The organism is Methylocystis sp., assembly GCF_051061225.1.
Taxonomy (GTDB): domain Bacteria; phylum Pseudomonadota; class Alphaproteobacteria; order Rhizobiales; family Beijerinckiaceae; genus Methylocystis.
Genome location: NZ_JBPFEB010000112.1, coordinates 39826 through 59772 on the forward strand (window position 1 = coordinate 39826; position 19947 = coordinate 59772).

General features: G+C 67.1%; 14 protein-coding genes. 8 read left to right on the plus strand and 6 right to left on the minus strand.

Going from position 1 to position 19947, the window contains the following annotated elements:
• Positions 1–59 precede the first annotated feature (59 nt).
• The 5 genes from ACR652_RS19635 to ACR652_RS19655 all read right to left on the minus strand — a co-directional run bounded on the left by ACR652_RS19635 (position 60) and on the right by ACR652_RS19655 (position 4393).
• Positions 60–506 (minus strand): response regulator, encoded by a 447-nt coding sequence (locus ACR652_RS19635; RefSeq protein WP_434508159.1) that lies wholly within the window; start codon positions 504–506, stop codon positions 60–62.
• 87 nt (positions 507–593) lie between these two features.
• Positions 594–968 (minus strand): DUF423 domain-containing protein, encoded by a 375-nt coding sequence (locus ACR652_RS19640; RefSeq protein ID WP_434508160.1) that lies wholly within the window; start codon positions 966–968, stop codon positions 594–596.
• Positions 969–989: 21 nt separating this feature from the next.
• Entirely contained in the window at positions 990–2528 is a 1539-nt protein-coding gene (locus tag ACR652_RS19645) for an undecaprenyl-phosphate glucose phosphotransferase (protein ID WP_434508161.1), read from the minus strand.
• A gap of 125 nt (positions 2529–2653) precedes the next feature.
• Positions 2654–3832 carry a glycosyltransferase family 4 protein gene (locus ACR652_RS19650; protein WP_434508162.1) on the minus strand — a complete coding sequence of 393 codons (1179 nt, stop codon included), beginning with the start codon at positions 3830–3832 and terminating at the stop codon, positions 2654–2656.
• Positions 3833–3847: 15 nt separating this feature from the next.
• Entirely contained in the window at positions 3848–4393 is a 546-nt protein-coding gene (locus ACR652_RS19655) for a polysaccharide biosynthesis/export family protein (RefSeq protein WP_434508207.1), read from the minus strand.
• A 180-nt stretch (positions 4394–4573) separates the two neighbouring features.
• On the opposite strand from ACR652_RS19655, the gene ACR652_RS19660 reads away from it, so the two are divergent.
• Positions 4574–6583, plus strand: coding sequence for a GumC family protein (locus ACR652_RS19660; RefSeq protein WP_434508163.1), 2010 nt, complete (start codon positions 4574–4576; stop codon positions 6581–6583).
• Between the two features lie 5 nt (positions 6584–6588).
• Here ACR652_RS19660 and ACR652_RS19665 read toward each other — a convergent pair whose 3' ends face one another.
• The gene (locus tag ACR652_RS19665) at positions 6589–7752 is read right to left on the minus strand and encodes a GNAT family N-acetyltransferase (protein ID WP_434508164.1); all 1164 of its coding nucleotides are present in this window, start codon (positions 7750–7752) and stop codon (positions 6589–6591) included.
• Between the two features lie 60 nt (positions 7753–7812).
• On the opposite strand from ACR652_RS19665, the gene ACR652_RS19670 reads away from it, so the two are divergent.
• The 7 genes from ACR652_RS19670 to clcA all read left to right on the plus strand — a co-directional run bounded on the left by ACR652_RS19670 (position 7813) and on the right by clcA (position 19910).
• The gene (locus ACR652_RS19670) at positions 7813–8868 is read left to right on the plus strand and encodes a polysaccharide deacetylase family protein (RefSeq protein ID WP_434508165.1); all 1056 of its coding nucleotides are present in this window, start codon (positions 7813–7815) and stop codon (positions 8866–8868) included.
• Between the two features lie 146 nt (positions 8869–9014).
• On the plus strand, positions 9015–10250 hold the full coding sequence (locus ACR652_RS19675) for a M48 family metallopeptidase (protein ID WP_434508166.1): 1236 nt from the start codon (positions 9015–9017) through the stop codon (positions 10248–10250).
• 133 nt (positions 10251–10383) lie between these two features.
• Entirely contained in the window at positions 10384–11742 is a 1359-nt protein-coding gene (locus tag ACR652_RS19680) for a PAS domain S-box protein (protein WP_434508167.1), read from the plus strand.
• Positions 11743–11910: 168 nt separating this feature from the next.
• A complete protein-coding gene (locus ACR652_RS19685; protein ID WP_434508168.1) occupies positions 11911–15204 on the plus strand; it encodes a DUF2126 domain-containing protein in 3294 nt (1097 codons plus the stop codon).
• Positions 15194–17716, plus strand: coding sequence for a circularly permuted type 2 ATP-grasp protein (locus tag ACR652_RS19690; protein ID WP_434508169.1), 2523 nt, complete (start codon positions 15194–15196; stop codon positions 17714–17716). Before ACR652_RS19685 ends, ACR652_RS19690 begins: the two co-directional genes overlap by 11 nt.
• A complete protein-coding gene (locus ACR652_RS19695) occupies positions 17713–18600 on the plus strand; it encodes a transglutaminase family protein (protein WP_434508170.1) in 888 nt (295 codons plus the stop codon). The genes ACR652_RS19690 and ACR652_RS19695 overlap by 4 nt, the downstream gene beginning before the upstream one ends.
• A complete protein-coding gene (gene clcA, locus ACR652_RS19700; protein WP_434508171.1) occupies positions 18597–19910 on the plus strand; it encodes a H(+)/Cl(-) exchange transporter ClcA in 1314 nt (437 codons plus the stop codon). The genes ACR652_RS19695 and clcA overlap by 4 nt, the downstream gene beginning before the upstream one ends.
• Positions 19911–19947: the final 37 nt, after the last annotated feature.

Genomic DNA, 19947 nt, shown 5'->3' on the forward strand with positions numbered 1-19947 from the left:
CCTTTGCGTGACCATAAATCCGCCAGCGTCCCGCTTCAAGCGCGCTTTTCGCCTTCAAATCAATTCTGTCTGGAATTCATTAACTGCTCCCGCAGGGCGCGCAGCATCTCCTCGACATAAAAAGGCTTTTCGACGATCGCCTGCTGAAGATAGGCCTCCGGCAGGCCCGCCCGCCCGCAGCCCGTGGTGAAGACGAAGGGAATGCCGCGCGCGTGAATCAGGTCCGCGACCGGGTCGATTTTCTCGTGGCCGATGTTGACGTCGAGCAAAGCGAGATCGAAAGCCGCGTTTTGCGCGAGTTGTAACGCATGCGCCACATTCATCGCCGCGCCCGCGACAATCAGTCCGAAATCGGAGAGCGTTTCCTCCAGAGCGAGCGCGATGAAGGGATCGTCCTCGACAATCAGCACCCTCCGGCCGAGGAGCGGGTCGCCCGGCCGTTGCGGCGCGTCGCCAGATGCGCCGCCGGAACGGGGCGGTGGCGTGTCCGAGACAGACATGTGCATGATGGTGCGGCGGATCGCCGCGCAAGTCCAGCAAATGCGCGGGTGAGTTGCAAAGCTGGCGCTCGACTGTGGCCTTTTTGCCGCAGTTCACTCCCGGCGGGCGATGGTCGCCGCGCCCCAGATCGCCAGCGCAAGCCATGCGAGAATCGTGAGCCCGCCGCCCATCGGCGCGGCGTAGGGAAAAAGCTTGCCGCCGAGATAAACCCGGGCCGCGAGATCGGCAGAGAAGAGCGTCACGCCCGCCTGCATCGCGAAGGTCGCGCCGGCAAGTACGCGCCGCAGGGGCGGGGCGCCGGCAAGGCGGGCGGCGAGCCCGACGCCGGCGGCGGCGTGGATCATCAGGAACTGGCTCGCCGTCGCGAGCAGGGGATTGGCGTCGACATGCGCGGCCGCCGCGGCCAGCGAAACGCCGGCGGCGCCCTGAAGCGCCGCGATTGTCATGACGATCGACGGCAGGTTCAAGGCGCGGCCTCCATCATTCGGCTAATAAGCGTTCTCCGCCTTGATCAGGGCGAAGGGCGTCATGGCGAGAATATAGACGTCGAAGAGGATCGACCAGTTCTCGATATAATAAAGATCGTGTTCGACTCGCTTCTGGATTTTCTCCGGCGTGTCGGTCTCGCCGCGCCAGCCATTGACCTGCGCCCATCCCGTGATGCCCGGCTTGACGCGATGCCGCGCGAAATAGCCGTCGACCACTTCGTCATAGAGAAGATCGGCGGCGCGGGCGACGATGGCGTGCGGCCGGGGGCCGACGAGCGACAGATTGCCCTTGAAGACGACGTTGAAAAGCTGCGGCAACTCGTCGAGCGACGTCTTGCGGATGAACCTGCCGACGCGGGTCACGCGGGGATCGTTTCGCGACACCTGTTTCAGCGCGCTGTGATCGAGCTGGTTCACATACATGGAGCGAAATTTGTAGACCTCGATGACCTCATTGTTGAAGCCGTGCCGGCGTTGCCGAAAGAGCACCGGGCCGGGCGAATCGAGTTTCACCGCGACAGCGATCAGCGCCATGACCGGAGCCAGGAGGATGAGGCACAGGGCGCCGACGACCTTGTCGAAGATGTTCTTGACGACCACGTCCCAGTCGGCGATCGGCTTGTCGAAAACGTCGATGACCGGAACATTGCCGATGTAGGAATAGGAGCGGGGCCGGAACCGGAGCTTGTTGGTGTGCGCCGCGAGTCGAATGTCGATCGGCAGCACCCAGAGCTTGCGCAGCATTTGCAGAAGACGCGCCTCGGCCGAGATCGGCAGGGTGAAGATGACGAGGTCAATGCGGGTGTGGCGCGCGAATTCCACGAGATCGTCGACCGTGCCGAGCTTGGGATAGCCCGCCACCACATCCGGCGAGCGATTGTCCGTGCGGTCGTCGAAAATTCCCAGAATGCGCAAGTCGCCGCCTTCCTGCGCGGCCAGGTCCCTCAACACCGGATCGGCGAGGACGCCGCCGCCGACAATCGCCGTGCGGCGGTCGAGTTTTCCCTGATGCGTCAGCCGGCGCACGATCATGGCGACCGCGAGGCGCTCGATCGCGAGAAGGGCAAGGCCCAGCACATACCAGCCCAGCAGCCAGATGCGTGAAAAGGCGCCGCCGAGTTTGAAGAAGAACACGACGGCGAGCGCGACGGCGAAGACGATCGACCAGCCGGCCGCTATTCTGAGCCCGTGGTGGATGGGCGTGCGGAAGGCCGAGGTGCTGTAAAGACCGAGCGACTGGAAGGCGACAAGCGCCAGCGCGGCCATCGCCGGGGTCGCCAAAACATAGTCGAGCGAGCGGCCCCAGACGGGCGCGACATAGAATTCGTGGAGCGCGAGCCCGCCTGCGAGCAACAGTACGAATTCGACGAGCCTGACGAGGCCGGCCACCACCACGGGCGAATAGGACTTCCCCGGCGCGCTGTTGCTCGCAATCTCCGCCAGCAGCGGGTTGAGCGCGCGCCTGTCCTTTTTCGACGCGTCGTTCGGATCAGACTCCGGAGTGACGCCTTTCATGTCGCCAACGGCAAAAGCGCACATATTCGTTTCCCTGTGAAGTGGTCCGTCTCTTGGAGCATGCCCCGGTCCAATCGAGTCAGACCGGGGCTCTCGTCTTTCGTCTCGTCGCGCATCCTTTTCGCCGAAAGTCCTTCGACGAAAGCGCTCTAGCCCAGCGCCGCCAGGGCGGCGCGATAGCCAGCCAGTATCCCTGCATTCATTCTCTCGATCGTGAATCTGTCGCTGGCGTGGGCGGCGAGGTCGTCCGTCAGCGCCTCGCGCTCGGCGCCAGCCATGTGAAGCGCCGCGTCCATTGCGGCCGCGAGCGCGGGCGGATCGCCTGGCGGGGGGAGCAGATGGGCGTGCGCGCCGAAGATTTCCGGCACGCCGCCGACGCTGGACGCGACGACGGGCCGCCGCGCGGCGATCGCCTCGATGACAATATAGGGGAGGGATTCGGCGCGGCTCGGCGCAACGAGGATGCGCCCGCGCCGCAGCGCCGCGCGCGTCGGCATGCGCGGCAGGAATTGCACACGGTTCGAGAGGCCCAATCGCTCCGAGAGGCCCCGAAAAGCCGCTTCGTCGCTTCCCGAGCCGACGAGCGACAGCCGCAACGCGCCGGGCAGCGACGCGAAGGCGCGCAGCAGATCTTCGACGCCCTTGGCGACGCGCATTTCGCCGATGAAGACAAAATCCGCGGCGTCCGGCGCCGGCGGGATCGTCGCGAATTCTTCCGGCAGGAGTCCGTTGTGGACGACGCGCGCCAGCGGGGGCGGCGATCCGATGACCTCGCAGAAGCGGCGGCGCGCATAATCGCTTTCGAAGGGGATGAAGTCCGTCACGCGCGCCATGAGGCGCTCGGCGGCGAAGAACGCTCCGCCAAGCGGCGTCCGCCGGCGGAAATGCAGACTGCCGCCATGCGGCGTATAGGCTCGCGCCAGCGGCCGGGGCGGGGCTGGAAAGCCGGGCAGCAGCGCCGGAAGTCGCGCATAGAGGCCGCCTTTCGCCCCATGCCCGTGCAGGATGTCGGGCGACAGTCCTTGCGCGAGCGCCGCGATGCGCCAGGCCATGCGCAGATCGTCGAGGTGCGGCAGGCGATGCATCGGCAGGCGGGTGACGCCCAGCGCGAGAGATTGCGACAGCGGCTCGAGAACGCGCGCCGCATCGTCGCCGCCGGTCGCCGAGTCCGCGACAATGCCCACGGCGTGACCTGCCTGCGCCTGCGCGCGGGCGAGATCGGCGACATGCCGAAACAGCCCGCCGACCGGCGCGCGCATGACATGCAATATTCGCAGCGGCACATGCGCCGCCGCCGCAATCGCAGTGTGATCGCCGGCTGCGGTCATCGAAAACCTCTCATCTCAGAAAATTCGTTCACGAATGGTAATGGTGTCGCCGGGCCGCAGCGGCACGTCGAGCGGAACCCGGCCCGTCACCGGCGCGCCGTTGACCATGCGGGTCAGATCAACCGCGCCCTGATAGCCGCGCGGCCCGAAGCCGCCGGCGATGGCGACGGCCGTGCGTACGGTCATTCCTTCCACAAAAGGATATTGGCCGGCGTTGGTGACTTCGCCGAGCACGAAAAACGGACGAAACGCCTCGACCTCGACCGACACGCGCGGCTCGCGCACATATCCGTCGCGCAAACGCGCGGCGATCTCCCGCTCGACCTCCTGGAGCGTGCGGCCCTGCACCGGAACGGAGCCGATCAGCGGCATTGCGATGCGCCCGGCGCCGTCGACCGAATAGGCGTTGGAGAGCGAGTCCTGGCCGAAGACAATCACGCGCAGGCGGTCGCCCGCCGCGAGCGTATAGGGGTCCGACGCCGACGCCGCATAAAGCTCCGGCCGATTGTCGCCGGGCGCGGCGCAAGCCGAGAGAAACGCTGTCGCCAGCGCCGCCATCATCAGCAACAGTCAACTCGGGGCGCCTGTCATCGCCATGGTTTCGTCTTCTGCGGTGGGCCGGGATCGTTCTTGCACATGATCGTGTTTATGGGCTCATGGTTAACAAACTTTGACTTGGCCGTTTTAACTGGACCTCAACCATGACCCAATATCTGTTTTCCCGGCGACCCCGGAGAGACCATGCGTGCGAGCGTCACAGACGAGACCGAGCCGGCGACGAACGACATCGACCTGTCGCAACTCGGGCGCGTGCTGGCCGTCAAGCGCTGGTGGGTGCTCGGCGCGACGCTCGCGGCCTTCCTCGGCGCGGCGCTTTTCGTCAACGTCGTGAAGCCGCGCTACACGTCCGACGCCCGGCTGCTGCTCGAAACGCAGGATGACTTTCTCGGACGCGGGGACAAGGCTGATCGCCTGGACGCCAATGGTCCCGACGCCGAAGGCGTGCAGAGCCAGATTCAGCTCCTCACCTCGCGCGATCTCGCGCGGCGGGCGATCAAGACCCTCGGCCTCCAGGGCGACGCCGAGTTCGATCCGCTGGCCGGCGGCGTCGGCGCCCTGACGCGCGCGCTCGTGCTTCTGGGAATCGTGCGCGATCCGACGCTGATGTCGCCCGAAGACCGGATCTTGGAGAAATTCTCCGAACGACTGGCGGTGCTGTCGCCGACAAAAACGCGCGTGCTGTCCGTCGAATTTTCGTCGAAAAATCCCGATCTCGCGGCCCGGGGCGCCAACGCCGTCGCCGAGACCTATATCGAAATGCAGCAGGAAGCCAAGCGCGAGGTGGCGCGGTCGGCGGCCAGATCGCTTGCGACTCTCGTGTCGGATCTTCGCACCCGCGTCGCCGAGGCGGAAGCGAAGGTCGAAGCCTATCGCGCCGACAGCGGGCTGCTCATCGGCGCGAACAATACGATCATCCCGACACAGCAGCTCGGCGAATTGAACAATCAGCTTTCAAGCGCGCGCGCGGCGCAGGCTGATGCGCAGGCGAAGGCCAATCTGCTTCGGGACATGCTGCGACAGGGCCGAGTCGGGGAAATCCCCGACGTCGCCAACAATGAGACGATCCGGCGGATCTTCGAGCAGCGCGTGTCGCTGCGCGCGCAGATCGCCCTCGAGTCGCGCACACTCCTGCCGCAGCATCCGCGCATCAAGGAGCTGACCGCACAGCTTGCCGACATTGATCAGCAGTGGCGCGCGGCGGCGGAGCGCACGGCCCGCACGCTCGAAAATGAAGCGCGCATCGCCGCCTCCCGCGTCGACAATCTCACCCGCGTGCTCAACGACCAGAAGCGGGTCGCCGGCTCGGCGGGCGCGGAAGAGGTGAAGCTGCGCGATCTCGAACGCGCCGCGCGCCTGCTCAAGGAGCAGCTCGAAGCGGAAACCACGAAATATCAGGAAGCGCTGGCCCGCGAACAGATGACGGCGACGCCCGCCGACGCGCGCATCATCCAGCGCGCCCTGGCCCCGCAACTTCCCGCGTTTCCCAAGAAGATTCCGATCATCGCCTTTTCGACCCTCGCCGCTTTCCTGCTCGCCCTGGGCGCAATCATCGCCGCCGAACTGCTGACAGGGCGCGCGAAGGCGGTCCGGGCGGGGCAGCTCCAGGACGATGACCCAGATGAACAGGACCCCTTCGGCGAGGCCATTCGGACAGTTCGCCCTGCGACGCTGCGGGGCGGCAGGCGCGCGGGGTCCGGCGACAGCGTCAGCGTGCTTCTCGCTCCCTGCGCCGGCGAAGGCGTGGTCGCCGCCACGGCGGCGAGACTCGCGCGCAGACTGACGCGGCAGGGCCGGGCGCTGCTGGTCGCGGCCAATCCGGGCGATCCGGTTTTCGACTCCCTCGTCTCCGATGAGACGGCGCCGCTCGGACTCGCCGATCTCGTCAGCGGCGAAGCGGGGTTCGAGGAGGCGCTTCATCTCGACGTCGGTTCGGCGCTGCACATTCTGCCGGGCGGCGTCGCCGATGACCCGGACGACTATGAGCCCGAACTTCTCATCGAGGCGCTGGGGCAGGCCTATGATTTCATCGTCTTCGCGGCGTCGGCCGAGGAGGCGTTGCGCCTTGGCCCCTTCATGGATCTCGCCTTCGTGCTCGGCGACGATCCTGACGCGGAGGCGCTCCGCGGCCGCCTCGAACGCTTCGGCGCCGAAGCGCATCTGCTGGATGGGCGGATCGAGCTCGCCGCCTGAAACGATCAGCCCGCGATCGCCGACCGCAGGCGATAATAGGCTTTCGCCAGCGCGGGCGTCTGTTTGACGCGGCGCTTGAGACGCAGATAGGCGGACAGCAGAGGCGCGACGACGGCGCCTCGGGCCGAGACGGGCAGGGTGGCGTCGCAGAGCGCGATGGTCTCGTCGCAGACCCGGCTCTTGTAGCGCGCCTCGCCGGCGCCGAGATCGAAATGCGTCATGCCGCGCGCGACGAGATCGCGCATCAGCGCATGCAGCAGCAGTTCACCGGGCGAGCAGCGCGCGAACCTGTCATCCTGTTCGAAAGAATTGAGCATGGCCGAGAAGCGGCCGCCGCGCACGACGCCCGCATAAGTCGCCACGATGCGCTCGCCCATGCGCAGCGCGTGCAGTTCGACGCCGCCGTCCTCCGCGCGCTCGCGAAGCTGGTTGAGCAGTCCCGACACATTCAGGCGCGCGAATTCCCCGCCGAGGTCGAAGCGCGCGGCTTTCTGCCGCAACAGCGCGTCGACAATTTCGGCGCCGTGCGCGCCCTTGACGCGATGCTCGTAGGTCAGCGCCCCCAATTCCGCGAGACGCTGTTCCTTCCGGCGCAGCTTCTTTCGCGTCTCTTTCGAAAAACGCGCGGCAAGCGCGTCCGCTTTGGCGGGGAGCGTTGCGCCATATCCGAAGCTCGCGCTCGGATGCGCGTTGCGGAATGCGAGCGGATTGTCCACGCCCTCGAAGCGAAGCGGCTGATTGCGCAGGTAATAGAGATCGGGGCCAGCCGGCGTCAGTCGCGCAGCCTGCACGAGCAGGTCCCGCAGGCTCTCGCTGTCATGGCCCGCGTCCGGCCGGAGGAGGGGGAGATTGAAGTTGCTTTCCCGCCCGCCCAGAAAGAGCGCGATGCGGATGGATCGGTCGATGACGCACAGCGGCAGCAACGCGGTCGGCGCGCCATCGGCGTCACGCGCGACGATGATGAACGGTTCGACGTTTCCCGCGCGCCCGATCGTGTCACGCCAGGCGGACAGGAACGCGAAGGACTGATAGGGACTGACGCCCGTCGCATCCGACAGCGCAAGCCAGTCTGCGCGCGCCGCGTCCATCTCGGTGAAGACGTCGATCGAGCGTACGGCCGCGCCCGTCGCCAGGCCGTGCTGCTCGCCGTAATGTTCCTTCCCACGCATAAGAGACCGTTAGCGGATCGACCTTAAGAAAAGGATGTTGTCTCTTTCTTGGGCCGCACGATGCCGGCTTTTCGTGACTGTCTCATCCACACGGGAATGACCCTGTTTCGCGCCAGCGGCGCGCACAGGCTGGCGGCGCCCTTCACGCGGGGGCTCGGCGCCATTCTCATGTTCCACCGGGTCCGTCCCGCACCCCGCGAGCACTTCGCGCCGAATGCAGGGCTCGAAATCACGCCGTCCTTTCTCGACGCCGTGTTGCTGCGTCTTCGCGCGCAGGGTTACGACATTCTTTCGCTCGACGATGCGCTGGAGCCGCTGCGACAGCGGCGGCCATCGCAGCGGCCGTTCGTCGTGCTCACATTCGACGATGGCTATCGCGACCTCGTGGACCATGCGTTGCCTATTCTGGAACGGCGACGCGCCCCTTTCGTGGCTTATGTAACGTCCGGCTTCGCCGATCGGACGGCGCGACTGTGGTGGCTCGAACTGGAAGAGGCGATCCGCCGTCTGGCGCGGGTCGACGTGACCGTCGGCGGTCACCGCGTGACGGCGCCCTGTGCAACGGCGCGGGAGAAGCGCGCGGTCCATTCGACGCTTTACTGGAGGCTGCGTGGGGGAGACGAGACGGCGTTGCGCGACGCCGTCGGCGCGCTTGCCGCGCGGGCGGGCGTGAACCCCGAGACGGTGGCGGCGGAGGCCTGTCTCGATTGGGCCGGCGTCGCCGCGCTGGCCCGGCACGAGCTCGCGACGATCGGCGCGCATTCTCTCACGCATCCGCGACTGGCGTGGCTCGGCGCCGAGGACGCGCGCCGCGAAATGGCGGAGAGCCGCGCGCGCATCGCCGCAGGCGCCGGGGCGACCCCGCGCCATTTCTGTTATCCGGTCGGCGATCCCACCTCGGCCGGACGGCGCGAGTTCGATCTCGCCGCACAACTCGGATTCGAGAGCGCGGTGACGACGCAGCCCGGAATGCTCTTTCCCGAGCATCGTGATCACCTTTGCGCGCTTCCCCGGCTCTCCGTCAACGGACGGTATCAGAGCCTTGCCGCGCTCGACGTCCTGCTCAGCGGGGCTCCCTTCGCGCTGTTCAATCGCGGCAGGCGCGTGGCTACCTGAGCGCTTCACCGCTCCCAGGGCGGCGGCGAGAGGCGGAGAGGCGTCCCCGCGCGCCAGGGGCGGAGGGGCGCTTTCGCGGGGCCTCTATGCAAAGCTCGGCCAAAGCCCCTATATTTGAGATAAATCAGACAGCGGGAGCTTTCTCCATGAGCCTTATGGGCGTTCTCATCTGCGTGGCCATCGCCTTGTCGGCGGCCCTCGGAGTTTATTTGCGCAAGCGCCAGATCGACAATGTGGCGGCCAACCGCGCCGCTGTTCCCGCGGATTTCGCTCGCGAGGTGACGCTCGAGGAACACCATCGGGCGGCTGATTACACCGTCGCGCGGACCCGCTTCGCGATGGCGGAAACGATCTATGAGGCGGCGGTCTCGATCCTCTGGCTCGCCGTCTGGATGGCGCCGCTCTACGCGCTGGTCGCGCAAGTCTTCGCGCCGGGTCTGACCCGCAGCGTTGTTTTCGTCTTGGCCGCGGGGGCGCTGGCCCGTCTTCTCGAAATGCCGTTCTCGCTCGCCAACTCCTTCTGGCTGGAGGAGCGGTTCGGCTTCAATCGGCTGACGCTCGGAACGTTTCTGTTCGACGAAGCCAAGAGCGGCGCGCTGGCGCTCGCGATCGGAACGCCGTTGCTCTATGGCCTGTTCTGGATCTTCGGCGCGCTGCCGGACAGTTGGTGGCTCCTCGCCTATGTGGCCTTCATGGCGCTGACGATCGCCATGACGGTGATCTACCCGACCTTCATCGCGCCGCTGTTCAACACATTCACGCCGCTGGAAGAGGGCTCGACCAGATCGCGCATGGAGTCCCTGCTGCAAAAATGCGGCTTCGAGTCGAAGGGCCTTTACGTGATGGACGCCTCGAAGCGGTCCGCCCACGGCAACGCCTATTTCACCGGCTTCGGCAAAGCCAAGCGGATCGTGTTCTTCGACACCCTGCTCCAGAAACATACGCCCGAGGAAATCGAGTCGATCCTCGCGCATGAGCTCGGGCATTTCAAATTCGGCCACGTGCGGCAGATGATCCTTCAGTCCGCGATCATCGCCTTCCTGGGCTTTGCCGTTCTCTACTGGGCGTTCGGGAGCGAAACCTTCGCCGGCTGGTTCGGCCTGCCGTCGGACCCCGGCGTGGTTCTGGTCGCGCTCCTGCTGGCGCAGACGCCCATCGCGCATCTCCTGCATCCGCTGCTGGCCTGGCGCTCGCGCCGCAACGAATTCGAGGCCGATGATTTCGCCCGTCGGATCGTTGGCAAGGAGCCGATGATTTCGGCTCTGACCAGGCTGACGCGCGACAATCTCTCGACGCTCACGCCGGACCCGCTCTATGCGCAGTTCTATTTCTCGCATCCGCCCGTGCCGGTCCGGGTCGCGCAGTTACGGGCCGCCGGCTGAGCCGCGGCGACGAGGAGGCGGGCGCTTGCCGCCCGCCTCGCCCTGTTGGTCAAAAACTGGCGCACGCCCGTGAGGCGCCCTCGCTTTTGGATGGCTTCACACTAATTGCCGCCTCATCCGGAGGCGTGCTGGAATGTTTGCGGAAACGGCGACGAGCGCCCTCGTGGCGTCGATGGTGACGCGACAAAGGCCCATCGTCTCTTACGCCATCGCATTAGTCTCGGTCCTGCTGGCGGCGTGGGTGCGCTGGCTCGCGGACGGTTTGCTCGGCGGAAATATTCCCTTCCTCAGCTTCTTCCCCGCGGTGTTGGTTTCCGCGCTTGTCGGGGGACTTTGGGTCGGCGTGCTGGCGACGGCGCTGTCAATGGTCGTCGCCGGATATTTCTTCGTCTCGCCCACCTACGAATGGGCGCTGACGGCGCGCGGCGTCCTCTCGCTCCTGGGGTTTGTGATCGTCTCGGGGTCGATCGTTCTCGTGATCGTCCTTTTGCGGCATGCCATCGACACGATCGCCGCCCAGGAGCAAAATCAGCGTTCGCTGATCGAGTCCGCGCCCAACGGGATCGTCGTCGTCGGACAGAATGGCGTCATCATGGGCGTGAACGCCTGCGCGGAGCGGCTGTTCGGATATGAGCGGACGGAGTTGATCGGCAAGTCGGTCGAGGTTCTCGTTCCGGAGAAGATCGCCTCCGTGCATGTCGGTTTTCGGGAGCGGTTCCAGCAGGCGCCGGAGACCCGGCCAATGGGCGCGGGGCGCGATCTGCGCGCGCGACGCCGGGACGGCAGCGAATTCCCGGTGGAGATCGGACTCAACCCTGTCAATTGGGAGGGGCGGCGCGGAGTCCTTGCGACGGTGACGGACATCACCGAGCGCAAGCAGCACGAGGAGCGGCAGGCCATCCTCGCGCGCGAGCTCGAGCATCGCGTCGGCAACATGTTCGCGGTCATCCTCGCCACCATTCGACGTACGCTGACGCGCGGACGCAGCATTTCCGAAGCCGAGCACATCCTGACGCAGCGGGTGCAGCTTCTCGCCGACGCCCACGCCGTTTTATCAGAGTCGCTGTTCAAGGAGGTGTCCGTGGACCGGCTGCTCGCCAATTCGATCGGGAGCTTCAGCGAGCAGGTGATTTCGACAGGCCCCGACATTGCGGTGAAGGCCAAGGCGGCGGAGGCGCTTTCGTTCATCTTCCACGAGCTGCTCACCAACGCCGTCAAACACGGCGCGCTCTCGCGCCCGGTGGGGATCGTCTTTGTAACCAAGGCGATCGAAAGGGAAGGGGAGCGCGAGCTGTTTCGGTTTCTCTGGCGGGAAACCGGCGGTCCGCCGATCGGCGCCGTGACACGACAGGGGTTCGGCAGCTTTATCCTTCTCGAATTTCCCAAGCAGTTCGGCGGCGGCGCCAAACTCGATTACAGGGCCGATGGTCTGACCTACGATCTCAGTCTCCCGGTCGACGCCATTCGCAACGACGCGCTGCGGACCGAGTAAGCCGCGCGCGCCGCCCCGGTCTTGTGCAGCGCGTGCCCATCGCTCGATCAAACTGCGGGAATTGCAAGCAAAACCTTGCTGTTTCTGCCAATTCGATTGACTTGGCCGTCGGCTGTCCAGCTAAAATCCCTTCGCGGCGCAACATGCCGTTTCGCGAAGGGGACCCTCTTGTCGATCCAGGTCGCGCTCCATCACGTCACGCACTACAAATATGATCGGCCCGTCGGACTTGGTCCGCAAATCATCCGCTTGCGGCCCGCGCCGCATTGCCGGACCCGCGTGACGGGCTATTCGCTCAAGATCCTGCCGACGACCCATTTCATCAATTGGCAGCAGGACCCGCACGGAAACTGGCAGGCGCGCCTCGTGTTTCCGGAAAAAGCGCGAGAGTTCAGGATCGAGGTCGATCTTCTCGCCGAGATGGCGGTCTATAACCCCTTCGACTTTTTCGTCGAGCCCCATGCGGAAGCGTTTCCGTTCGTCTACAGGGCGGAGCTTGCGACCGAGCTAGCCGCCTATCTGGAGGTCGAACCCGCAGGCGCCGCGCTGGACGCCTATCTCCAGACCATCCCGCGCGACACGCGCCGCACAATCGACTTTCTCGTCGATCTGAACGCGCGGCTCCAGCAGGACATCCGTTATGTGATCCGCATGGAGCCGGGCGTGCAGGCGCCGGAGGAGACCCTCGCGCTGCGCTCCGGCTCCTGCCGCGACTCGGCCTGGCTTCTTGTGCAGATTCTGCGCCGGCTCGGCTTCGCGGCGCGCTTCGTCTCCGGCTATCTCGTCCAGCTCAAGGAAGATGTCGACCCGATCGAAGGGCCGATGGGGACGGACCGCGACTTCACCGATCTCCACGCCTGGACGGAAGTCTACCTTCCCGGCGCCGGCTGGGTCGGTCTCGACGCCACCTCGGGCCTGTTCTGCGGGGAGGGGCATGTGCCGCTCTGCGGCGCGCCCCATTACCGGTCCTGCGCCCCGGTGTCGGGGCTCGTCGAACCGGCGGAATGCGACTTCCATTTCGAGATGCGAGTCGACCGCATCCGCGAGGCGCCGCGCATCACGGCGCCGTTCTCGAACGAAGCCTGGGAGCGACTCGACCGCCTGGGCGAACAGGTTGACGCCGATCTGGCGGCGCAGGACGTGCGCCTCACCATGGGCGGCGAGCCGACCTTCGTGTCGATCGACGACTTCCAGTCGGCCGAGTGGAACATCGCCGCCGTCGGCCCCACCAAGCGCGTGCGCGCCGACGACCTCATCCGCCGCCTGCGCAACCGTTTCGGGCCGGGCGGGTTTCTGCATTACGGACAAGGTAAATGGTATCCGGGCGAGAGCCTCCCGCGCTGGGCGTTCGCGCTCTACTGGCGCAAGGACGGCAAGCCGATCTGGAACAATCCCGCGCTCGTCTCGGGCATGGGGGACAATGGCGGGCCGGCCAATGCGCTCGACGCCGGGCGCTTCTGCTTCGAGCTCGCGAATACTCTCGGCGTCGGCAAGGACTATGTCATCCCTGCCTATGAAGACCCAGCGCACTGGATGCTGAAGGAGGGTGAACTTCCGGTCAATGTCGATCCGCACGACCCGAGGATCGAGGATCCAGAGGAGCGCGCGCGGATGATGCGCGTCTTCGAGCGCGGGCTGTCGACGCCAACGGCCTATGTTCTGCCGGTCCAGAGATGGAATGCGCGCGGCGAGCAGCGCTGGATTTCCGAGCGCTGGCCGCTGCGGCGGGGGCGGCTGTTTCTGGCGCCGGGCGACTCGCCTGTCGGCCTGCGTCTGCCCCTGAATGCGCTGCCCTGGGTTCCGGCGTCCGTCTATCCCTACATCCACGTCCAGGACCCCATGGAAGGGCGCGAGCCGCTTCCAGACCCCTCGCATTTCCAGCAGATTTACAGCGAGACGCGCGCCAGCGGACAGGAGACGCGCGGCCAGTCGGTCGTGGAAGGCGTGGTGCGCACCGCGCTGGCGGTCGAGCCGCGCGACGGCGTGCTCTGCGTGTTCATGCCGCCGGTGTCGCGGCTCGAGGATTATCTTGAGCTGCTGGTCGCCGTTGAAGCGACGGCGACCGATCTCGGCATGCCCCTGCATATCGAGGGCTACCCGCCGCCCGTCGATTCCCGGCTGGAGGTCATCAAGGTGACGCCCGATCCCGGCGTCATCGAAGTGAACATCCACCCCGCGGCCTCCTGGCGCGACGCGGTGACGAACACCACGGCGCTTTACGAAGAGGCGCGGCTTGCGCGGCTCACCACCAGCAAGTTCATGACCGATGGCCGCTGCGCCGGCTCGGGCGGCGGCAATCATGTCGTGCTGGGCGGTCTCACGCCGCCCGACTCGCCTTTCCTGCGGCGGCCCGATCTGCTGAAGAGTCTGGTGCTCTACTGGCAGCGGCATCCGTCGCTGTCCTATCTGTTCTCTGGTCTCTTCATCGGTCCCACCAGTCAGTCGCCGCGCATCGACGAAGCTCGGCACGACGCGCTCTACGAACTGGAAATCGCGCTCGCCAACACGCCTGCGGCGGGGGCGACGGATTTCCCGATCTGGCTCGTCGACCGGCTGTACCGCAATCTGCTTGTCGACGTCTCCGGCAACACGCATCGCTCGGAAATCTGCATCGACAAGCTTTATTCGCCGGACGGGCCGACCGGCCGTCTCGGGCTCGTCGAATTCCGCGCCTTCGAAATGCCGCCCGATGCGCGCATGAGCCTCGCCCAGCAATTGCTGTTGCGCGCGCTCGTCGCCTGGTTCTGGCGCGAGCCGCAGGAAGGCGATTGCGTGCGCTGGGGAACCTCGCTGCACGACAAATTCATGTTGCCGCATTTCGTGTGGGCCGATTTCCTCGGCGTGCTCGACGACCTGAAGCGCGCCGGCTACGCCTTCGAGGCGGAATGGTTCCAGGCGCAGTATGAGTTTCGCTTCCCGCTGGCGGGGCGCGTGGAGCATGGCGGCGTGACGCTCGAACTCCGTCATGCGCTCGAGCCATGGCATGTTCTCGGCGAGCAGGGGGCGATCGGCGGAACGGCGCGCTATGTGGATTCCTCGGTCGAGCGTCTCGAAATCAAGGCGAGGAATTTCGTGCCGAACCGCCATGTCGTCGCCTGTAACGGCCGCCGCGCGCCGCTGCATTCCACCGGCGTGCCGGGCGAAGCCGTGGCGGGCGTGCGCTTCAAGGCGTGGCGGCCGGCTTCGGGCATGCACCCCAAAATTCCGGTGCATACGCCGCTGACCTTCGACGTCATCGACGGCTGGAGCAACCGCTCGCTCGGCGGCTGCGTCTATCACAGCGCGCATCCGGGCGGGCGCAATTACGACACCTTTCCAGTCAATTTTCACGAGGCCGAGTCCCGGCGCCTCTCGCGTTTCCAGGACCACGGCCACACGCCCGGCCGCGTCGAGCCGCCGCGCGAGGAGGCGCCGGGCGAGTTCCCGCTGACGCTTGACTTGCGGAGGCCCTTTGGCCGTTGAACCAGAGCCAGCGACGAGTTCGGGCGACGACGCTCAGCGCCTCGCCGCCTGGATCGCGGATTACAAGCCGATTGCGGGCGTCCCCGATGAGTTGATCGGCCCGGACGGGCGGCCGCGCGCGCATTGGACGCGGCTGCTCGATACGCTTGCGGGGCTCGGCCGGCGCGGCGTGGAGAACCGCTTCGCCGCCGCCGCCCGCCGCATCGACGACATGGGCTTCACCTATCGCGCCCATGGCGAGACGCGCGAACGCCCCTGGCCGCTCAGCCGCCTGCCGCTGCTCCTGACGGAAGGGGAGTGGCGGGAGATTGCGGCGGGGGTGACGCAGCGCGCGGAACTGCTCGACCGCATCCTGCGGGACGTTTATGGCGAGGGCCGTCTGGTGGCCGAGGGCGCGCTGCCGCCGGCGGCGGTCGCGGGCTCGCCGGAATTCATCCGTCCCATGTGCGGCGTGACGCCTGTCGGGGGGCGCTGGCTGCGCTTCTATGCGGCTGACATCGGGCGCGGGCCGGACGGCAAATGGTGGGTGTTGGGCGATCGCGCCCAGGCGCCCTCGGGGGCCGGCTACGCCGTCGAGAACCGTCTCACTCTCGCGCGCGCCTTTCCCAGCCTCTACCGCGAGATGAAGGTGCGCCGGCTTGCCGGTTTCTTTCGCGATTTCCGCGACGGCCTCGTCGCCGCCGCGACGCGGCCGGACCCGCGCATCTGCCTGATGACGCCGGGTCCGTGGAGCGAAACCTATACGGAGCACGTCTATCTCGCGCGATATCTCGGCTTCCTTCTGGTAGAAGGCGAGGACCTCGTCACCAGCGAGGGCAAGCTGCATGTCCGCACGGTCGCGGGACTGAAGCGCGCCGATGTGGTGTGGCGACGCGTCGACGCCGACTGGCTCGATCCGCTGGAGGCCAATGCCGCGTCGCACCTTGGCGCGCCGGGTTTCTTCGAGGCCATTCGGCGGGGCTCCGTGGCGCTCGCCAACATGCCCGGCGCGGGCCTCGTGGAATCGCGCGCGCTGATGAGTTTCCTGCCGGCGCTGGCGCCGAGGCTGCTGGGCGAGGAGCTGAGGCTTCCCAATGTCGCCACATGGTGGTGCGGGCAGGAGGCGGAGCGCGCCGAGATCCTGCGCGATTTCGACAGACGGGCCATCGCCGGGGCCTTCGACGACAGGGCGGAAGGGCTGGAGGGCGCCCGCGCCGCCATTGGCGCGGACCTGGACGCGGCGCAACGCGCCCGCTTGATCCGGGCCATCGAGACGCGCGGCATGGATTATGTGGGGCAGGAGGTGGCGCAGCTCTCGACGACCCCGGCCTGGCGCGACGGCGCGCTGGCCCCGCACCCCTTCACCTTGCGCATCTTCGCGGCCGCGACGCCCGAGGGCTGGAAGATCATGCCCGGCGGCTTCTGCCGCGTCTCCGACAGGCGCGACGCGCGCGCGATCTCCATGGGCGCGGGGGCGCAATCGGCCGACGTCTGGGTCATCGGCGAGGCCGAAAGCCAACCGGCGGCCACGCTGCTGCCGGCCAACACTGACGCGCGGGTGGTGCGCGTGCCTGGCAATCTCCCCAGCCGCGCCGCCGACAATCTGTTCTGGATGGGCCGTTATCTCGAACGCGCCGAAGCGACGCTGCGCGTCGTGCGTTGCCTGTGCAACCGCATGACCGAGAGCCAGAGCAATGTCCTTCAGGGCCGCCAGCCCATCGAGCGCTGCGAGCGTCTGCTGTTCGCCTGGGGCGCGGCGGCGCCCTTCGACGCTTCGCACCCCGGCGCCGTCATTGCGCTCATTGCCGCCAGCAACGCCGACTTCTACGGCTCGGCGCGCGCCAACGCCGCGCAGGCCAGGCGGGCGGCGTCCATCGTGCGCGAGCGGCTGTCGCAGGACATGTGGCAATTGCTGGTGCGGCTGGAGGCGCGCCTCGAAGGGCCCGCCGCCGGCGCGCCGCTCGAACCGGAAATTCTGGAGATGACCGAACGCGCGCTGCATACGCTGGCGGCGCTGTCCGGGCTGACGGACGAGAATTTCAACCGCGCGGCGGGCTGGATCTTCATTGATCTCGGCCGGCGCATCGAGCGCGCGATCAACACCTGCCGTTTCGTGCGGCAGTTCGCCGATGACGATCCGACGCTCGAAACCCTCGACGCGCTGCTGGAGCTGGTGGATTCGCAGATCACCTATCGCGCGCGTTATCTGGCCGGTCCCGCGCTGGCGCCGGTGCTCGACATGGCTCTGCTCGATCCCTTCAATCCGCGCTCCGTCAGCTTCCAGACGCGTCGCATCGACGAGCATCTCCAGTCACTGCCGACGCTTGCCGACGACGGCATGATGGAGCCGCAGCGGCGCCTCGCCGTGTCGCTGCGCGCCGATCTCGAGGCCGAGGACGCGCGACGCGTCGACGGCAGGCGGGTGCTGCTTGTCGAGCAGAGGCTGATGGCCCTCGCCAACGCCATTTCCGAAAGATATTTCTCGCACGCCAGCGATGGCCTGCCGGCCGACAGACGTTCGAAACTCGCGTGATCTACGACATCAGCCACATCACCACCTACAGTTACGAAGCCAGCGTCGCCTCGACGCGCTGCGCCATTCGTCTCACGCCGCGCGACAGCCGGGGCCAGCGCGTGTTGCATAGCCGCATCGACGCGACGCCCACGCCGGAGAGCGCGCGCGAGAGTGTCGATTTCTTCGGCAACCGCGTCGTCGAGGCGGCGATCCGGACGCCGCATGCGAAGCTGCGCATCGCCGTCTCCGCGCGGGTCGAGGTCGATCGCGACGAACCGCCGGCGCCGGGCCTGACGCCGGCGTGGGAGAGCGTCTCGCGGGACGCGGGCGCGATCCGCCGACTCGATCGCGAGTCGCCCGTGCACTGGCTCTTTGCTGGCCGCCTCACCCCGCTCCATGCCCCCGTGACCGATTACGCGCGCAAGAGCTTCCCGCCCGGACGCCCGGTTCTGGAGGGCGCGGCGGAGCTGATGCGCCGCATCAGGGACGACTTCGCCTATGATCCCGACGCCACCCATGTGGCGACGCCGCTCGCGGAGGCCTTCGAGGCCCGTGGCGGAGTTTGTCAGGATTTCGCGCATATCATGATCGCCGGGCTGCGCGGCCTCGCATTGCCGGCCGCCTATGTCAGCGGTTACATTCGCACGCTGCCCGCGCCGGGCCAGCCGAAGCTGGAGGGCGTGGACGCCTCGCACGCCTGGATCGCCGTCTGGTGCGGCGAGCCTTTCGGCTGGATACATCTGGACCCGACCAACGCCATGTTCGTCGACGACAATCACATCGTGGTCGCCATGGGGCGCGACTATGCCGACGTGTCGCCCATCGACGGGGTCGTCGTGGGGGCGGGGCGGCAGGCGCTCGGCGTCAGCGTCGACATCAAGGCCGTGGGCGGCGTCCCATGAACTACGCCGGCAAAGGCGCCAGCGCCGCTGAGACCGAGCTCGACCGGGCGGGCCTCCTCGCGCTGTCCGCGCTCGCGCTGCTCATCGGCGGCCTCGCGGGGATCGTCGGCGCCGCTTACCGCGCCGCGCTGGCCTCCGCCGACCGCTTTCGCGGCGTCGTCATTGGCTGGGCGCAGGGGGAGGGGCTTCTCGGATTTGTCGCCGTCGTGGCGATCTGCGCGGCGGCGGCGTTCATCGCCGCGTGGATGGTGCGGCGGCTGTCGCCACATGCCTCGGGCAGCGGCATCCCGCATGTCGAGGCGGTCCTCCACGGCCTCGTCCCGCCAGCGAGCTTCATCTTGCTGCCGGTGAAGTTCATCGGCGGCGTCCTCGCCATCGGCTCGGGCCTGGCGCTGGGGCGCGAGGGGCCGAGCGTCCAGATCGGCGCCGTCATCGGCCATCTCGTGGGCGTCGGCTCGGGTCGCAACTGGTCGGACTGCCGCGCGCTGCTCGCGGCGGGCGCGGGGGCCGGGCTGGCGACAGCCTTCAACGCGCCAATGGCCGGGGCGGTCTTCGTGCTCGAAGAGCTGGTGCAGAAGTTCGAGCATCGCACCGCGCTCGCCGCGCTCGCGGCGTCCTCGACAGCCATGGCCACCGTCCATTTCATTCTGGGCGACTCGCCGGAACTCAAGGTTCCGCCGATCGATTACCCCGAGCCCGCCATCGGCCCCCTGTTCTTCATTCTCGGTGCGGCCCTGGGATTTCTTGGGATTTTCTACAACTGGCTGCTGTTCCGCACGCTCGCCCTCTACGACAGCTTTGCGCGCACGCCGGTGGAGCTGCGCGCGGCGGCGACCGGCGCGCTGGTGGGCGTGCTGGCGTGGTTCGCGCCCGCGCTCGTCGGCGGGGGCGAGAACATCACGCAGGCGGCGCTCATGGGCTCGCAGGATATTTTCATTCTCCCCTTCGTGCTGATGCTGCGATTCGGGCTGGGCTCGGCCTCCTATGCGGCGGGAACGCCCGGCGGTCTTTTCGCGCCCATGCTGACGCTGGGGGCGCTTGCGGGGCTGTTCTTCGGCGTCGTCTGTGGCCTGCTGCTGCCGGGACTGGAAATCCAGCCGCAAGCCTTCGCCGTCGTCGGCATGACGGCGCTGTTCACCTCGGCCGTGCGGGCGCCGCTGACGGGCATGGTGCTGGTGACGGAGATGACCGGCAGCGCGGTGCTGCTGCTGCCCATGCTGGCCGCCTGCTTCACGGCGATGCTGGCGCCGACCGTGCTGCGATGCGCCCCGATCTATGAATCGCTGCGGGAGCGTCTGCTGCGGCGCTGAACAGCCGTCAGCCTTGCCGCAACTATATGAACTTGCG

Coding starts and splice junctions, on each gene's coding strand:
- ACR652_RS19635 (WP_434508159.1), bottom strand. CDS start 506: ATGCACATGTCTGTCTCGGACACGCCACCGCCCCGTTCCGGCGGCGCA.
- ACR652_RS19645 (WP_434508161.1), bottom strand. CDS start 2,528: ATGTGCGCTTTTGCCGTTGGCGACATGAAAGGCGTCACTCCGGAGTCT.
- ACR652_RS19650 (WP_434508162.1), bottom strand. CDS start 3,832: ATGACCGCAGCCGGCGATCACACTGCGATTGCGGCGGCGGCGCATGTG.
- ACR652_RS19655 (WP_434508207.1), bottom strand. CDS start 4,393: ATGATGGCGGCGCTGGCGACAGCGTTTCTCTCGGCTTGCGCCGCGCCC.
- ACR652_RS19660 (WP_434508163.1), top strand. CDS start 4,574: ATGCGTGCGAGCGTCACAGACGAGACCGAGCCGGCGACGAACGACATC.
- ACR652_RS19665 (WP_434508164.1), bottom strand. CDS start 7,752: ATGCGTGGGAAGGAACATTACGGCGAGCAGCACGGCCTGGCGACGGGC.
- ACR652_RS19670 (WP_434508165.1), top strand. CDS start 7,813: ATGCCGGCTTTTCGTGACTGTCTCATCCACACGGGAATGACCCTGTTT.
- ACR652_RS19675 (WP_434508166.1), top strand. CDS start 9,015: ATGAGCCTTATGGGCGTTCTCATCTGCGTGGCCATCGCCTTGTCGGCG.
- ACR652_RS19680 (WP_434508167.1), top strand. CDS start 10,384: ATGTTTGCGGAAACGGCGACGAGCGCCCTCGTGGCGTCGATGGTGACG.
- clcA (WP_434508171.1), top strand. CDS start 18,597: ATGAACTACGCCGGCAAAGGCGCCAGCGCCGCTGAGACCGAGCTCGAC.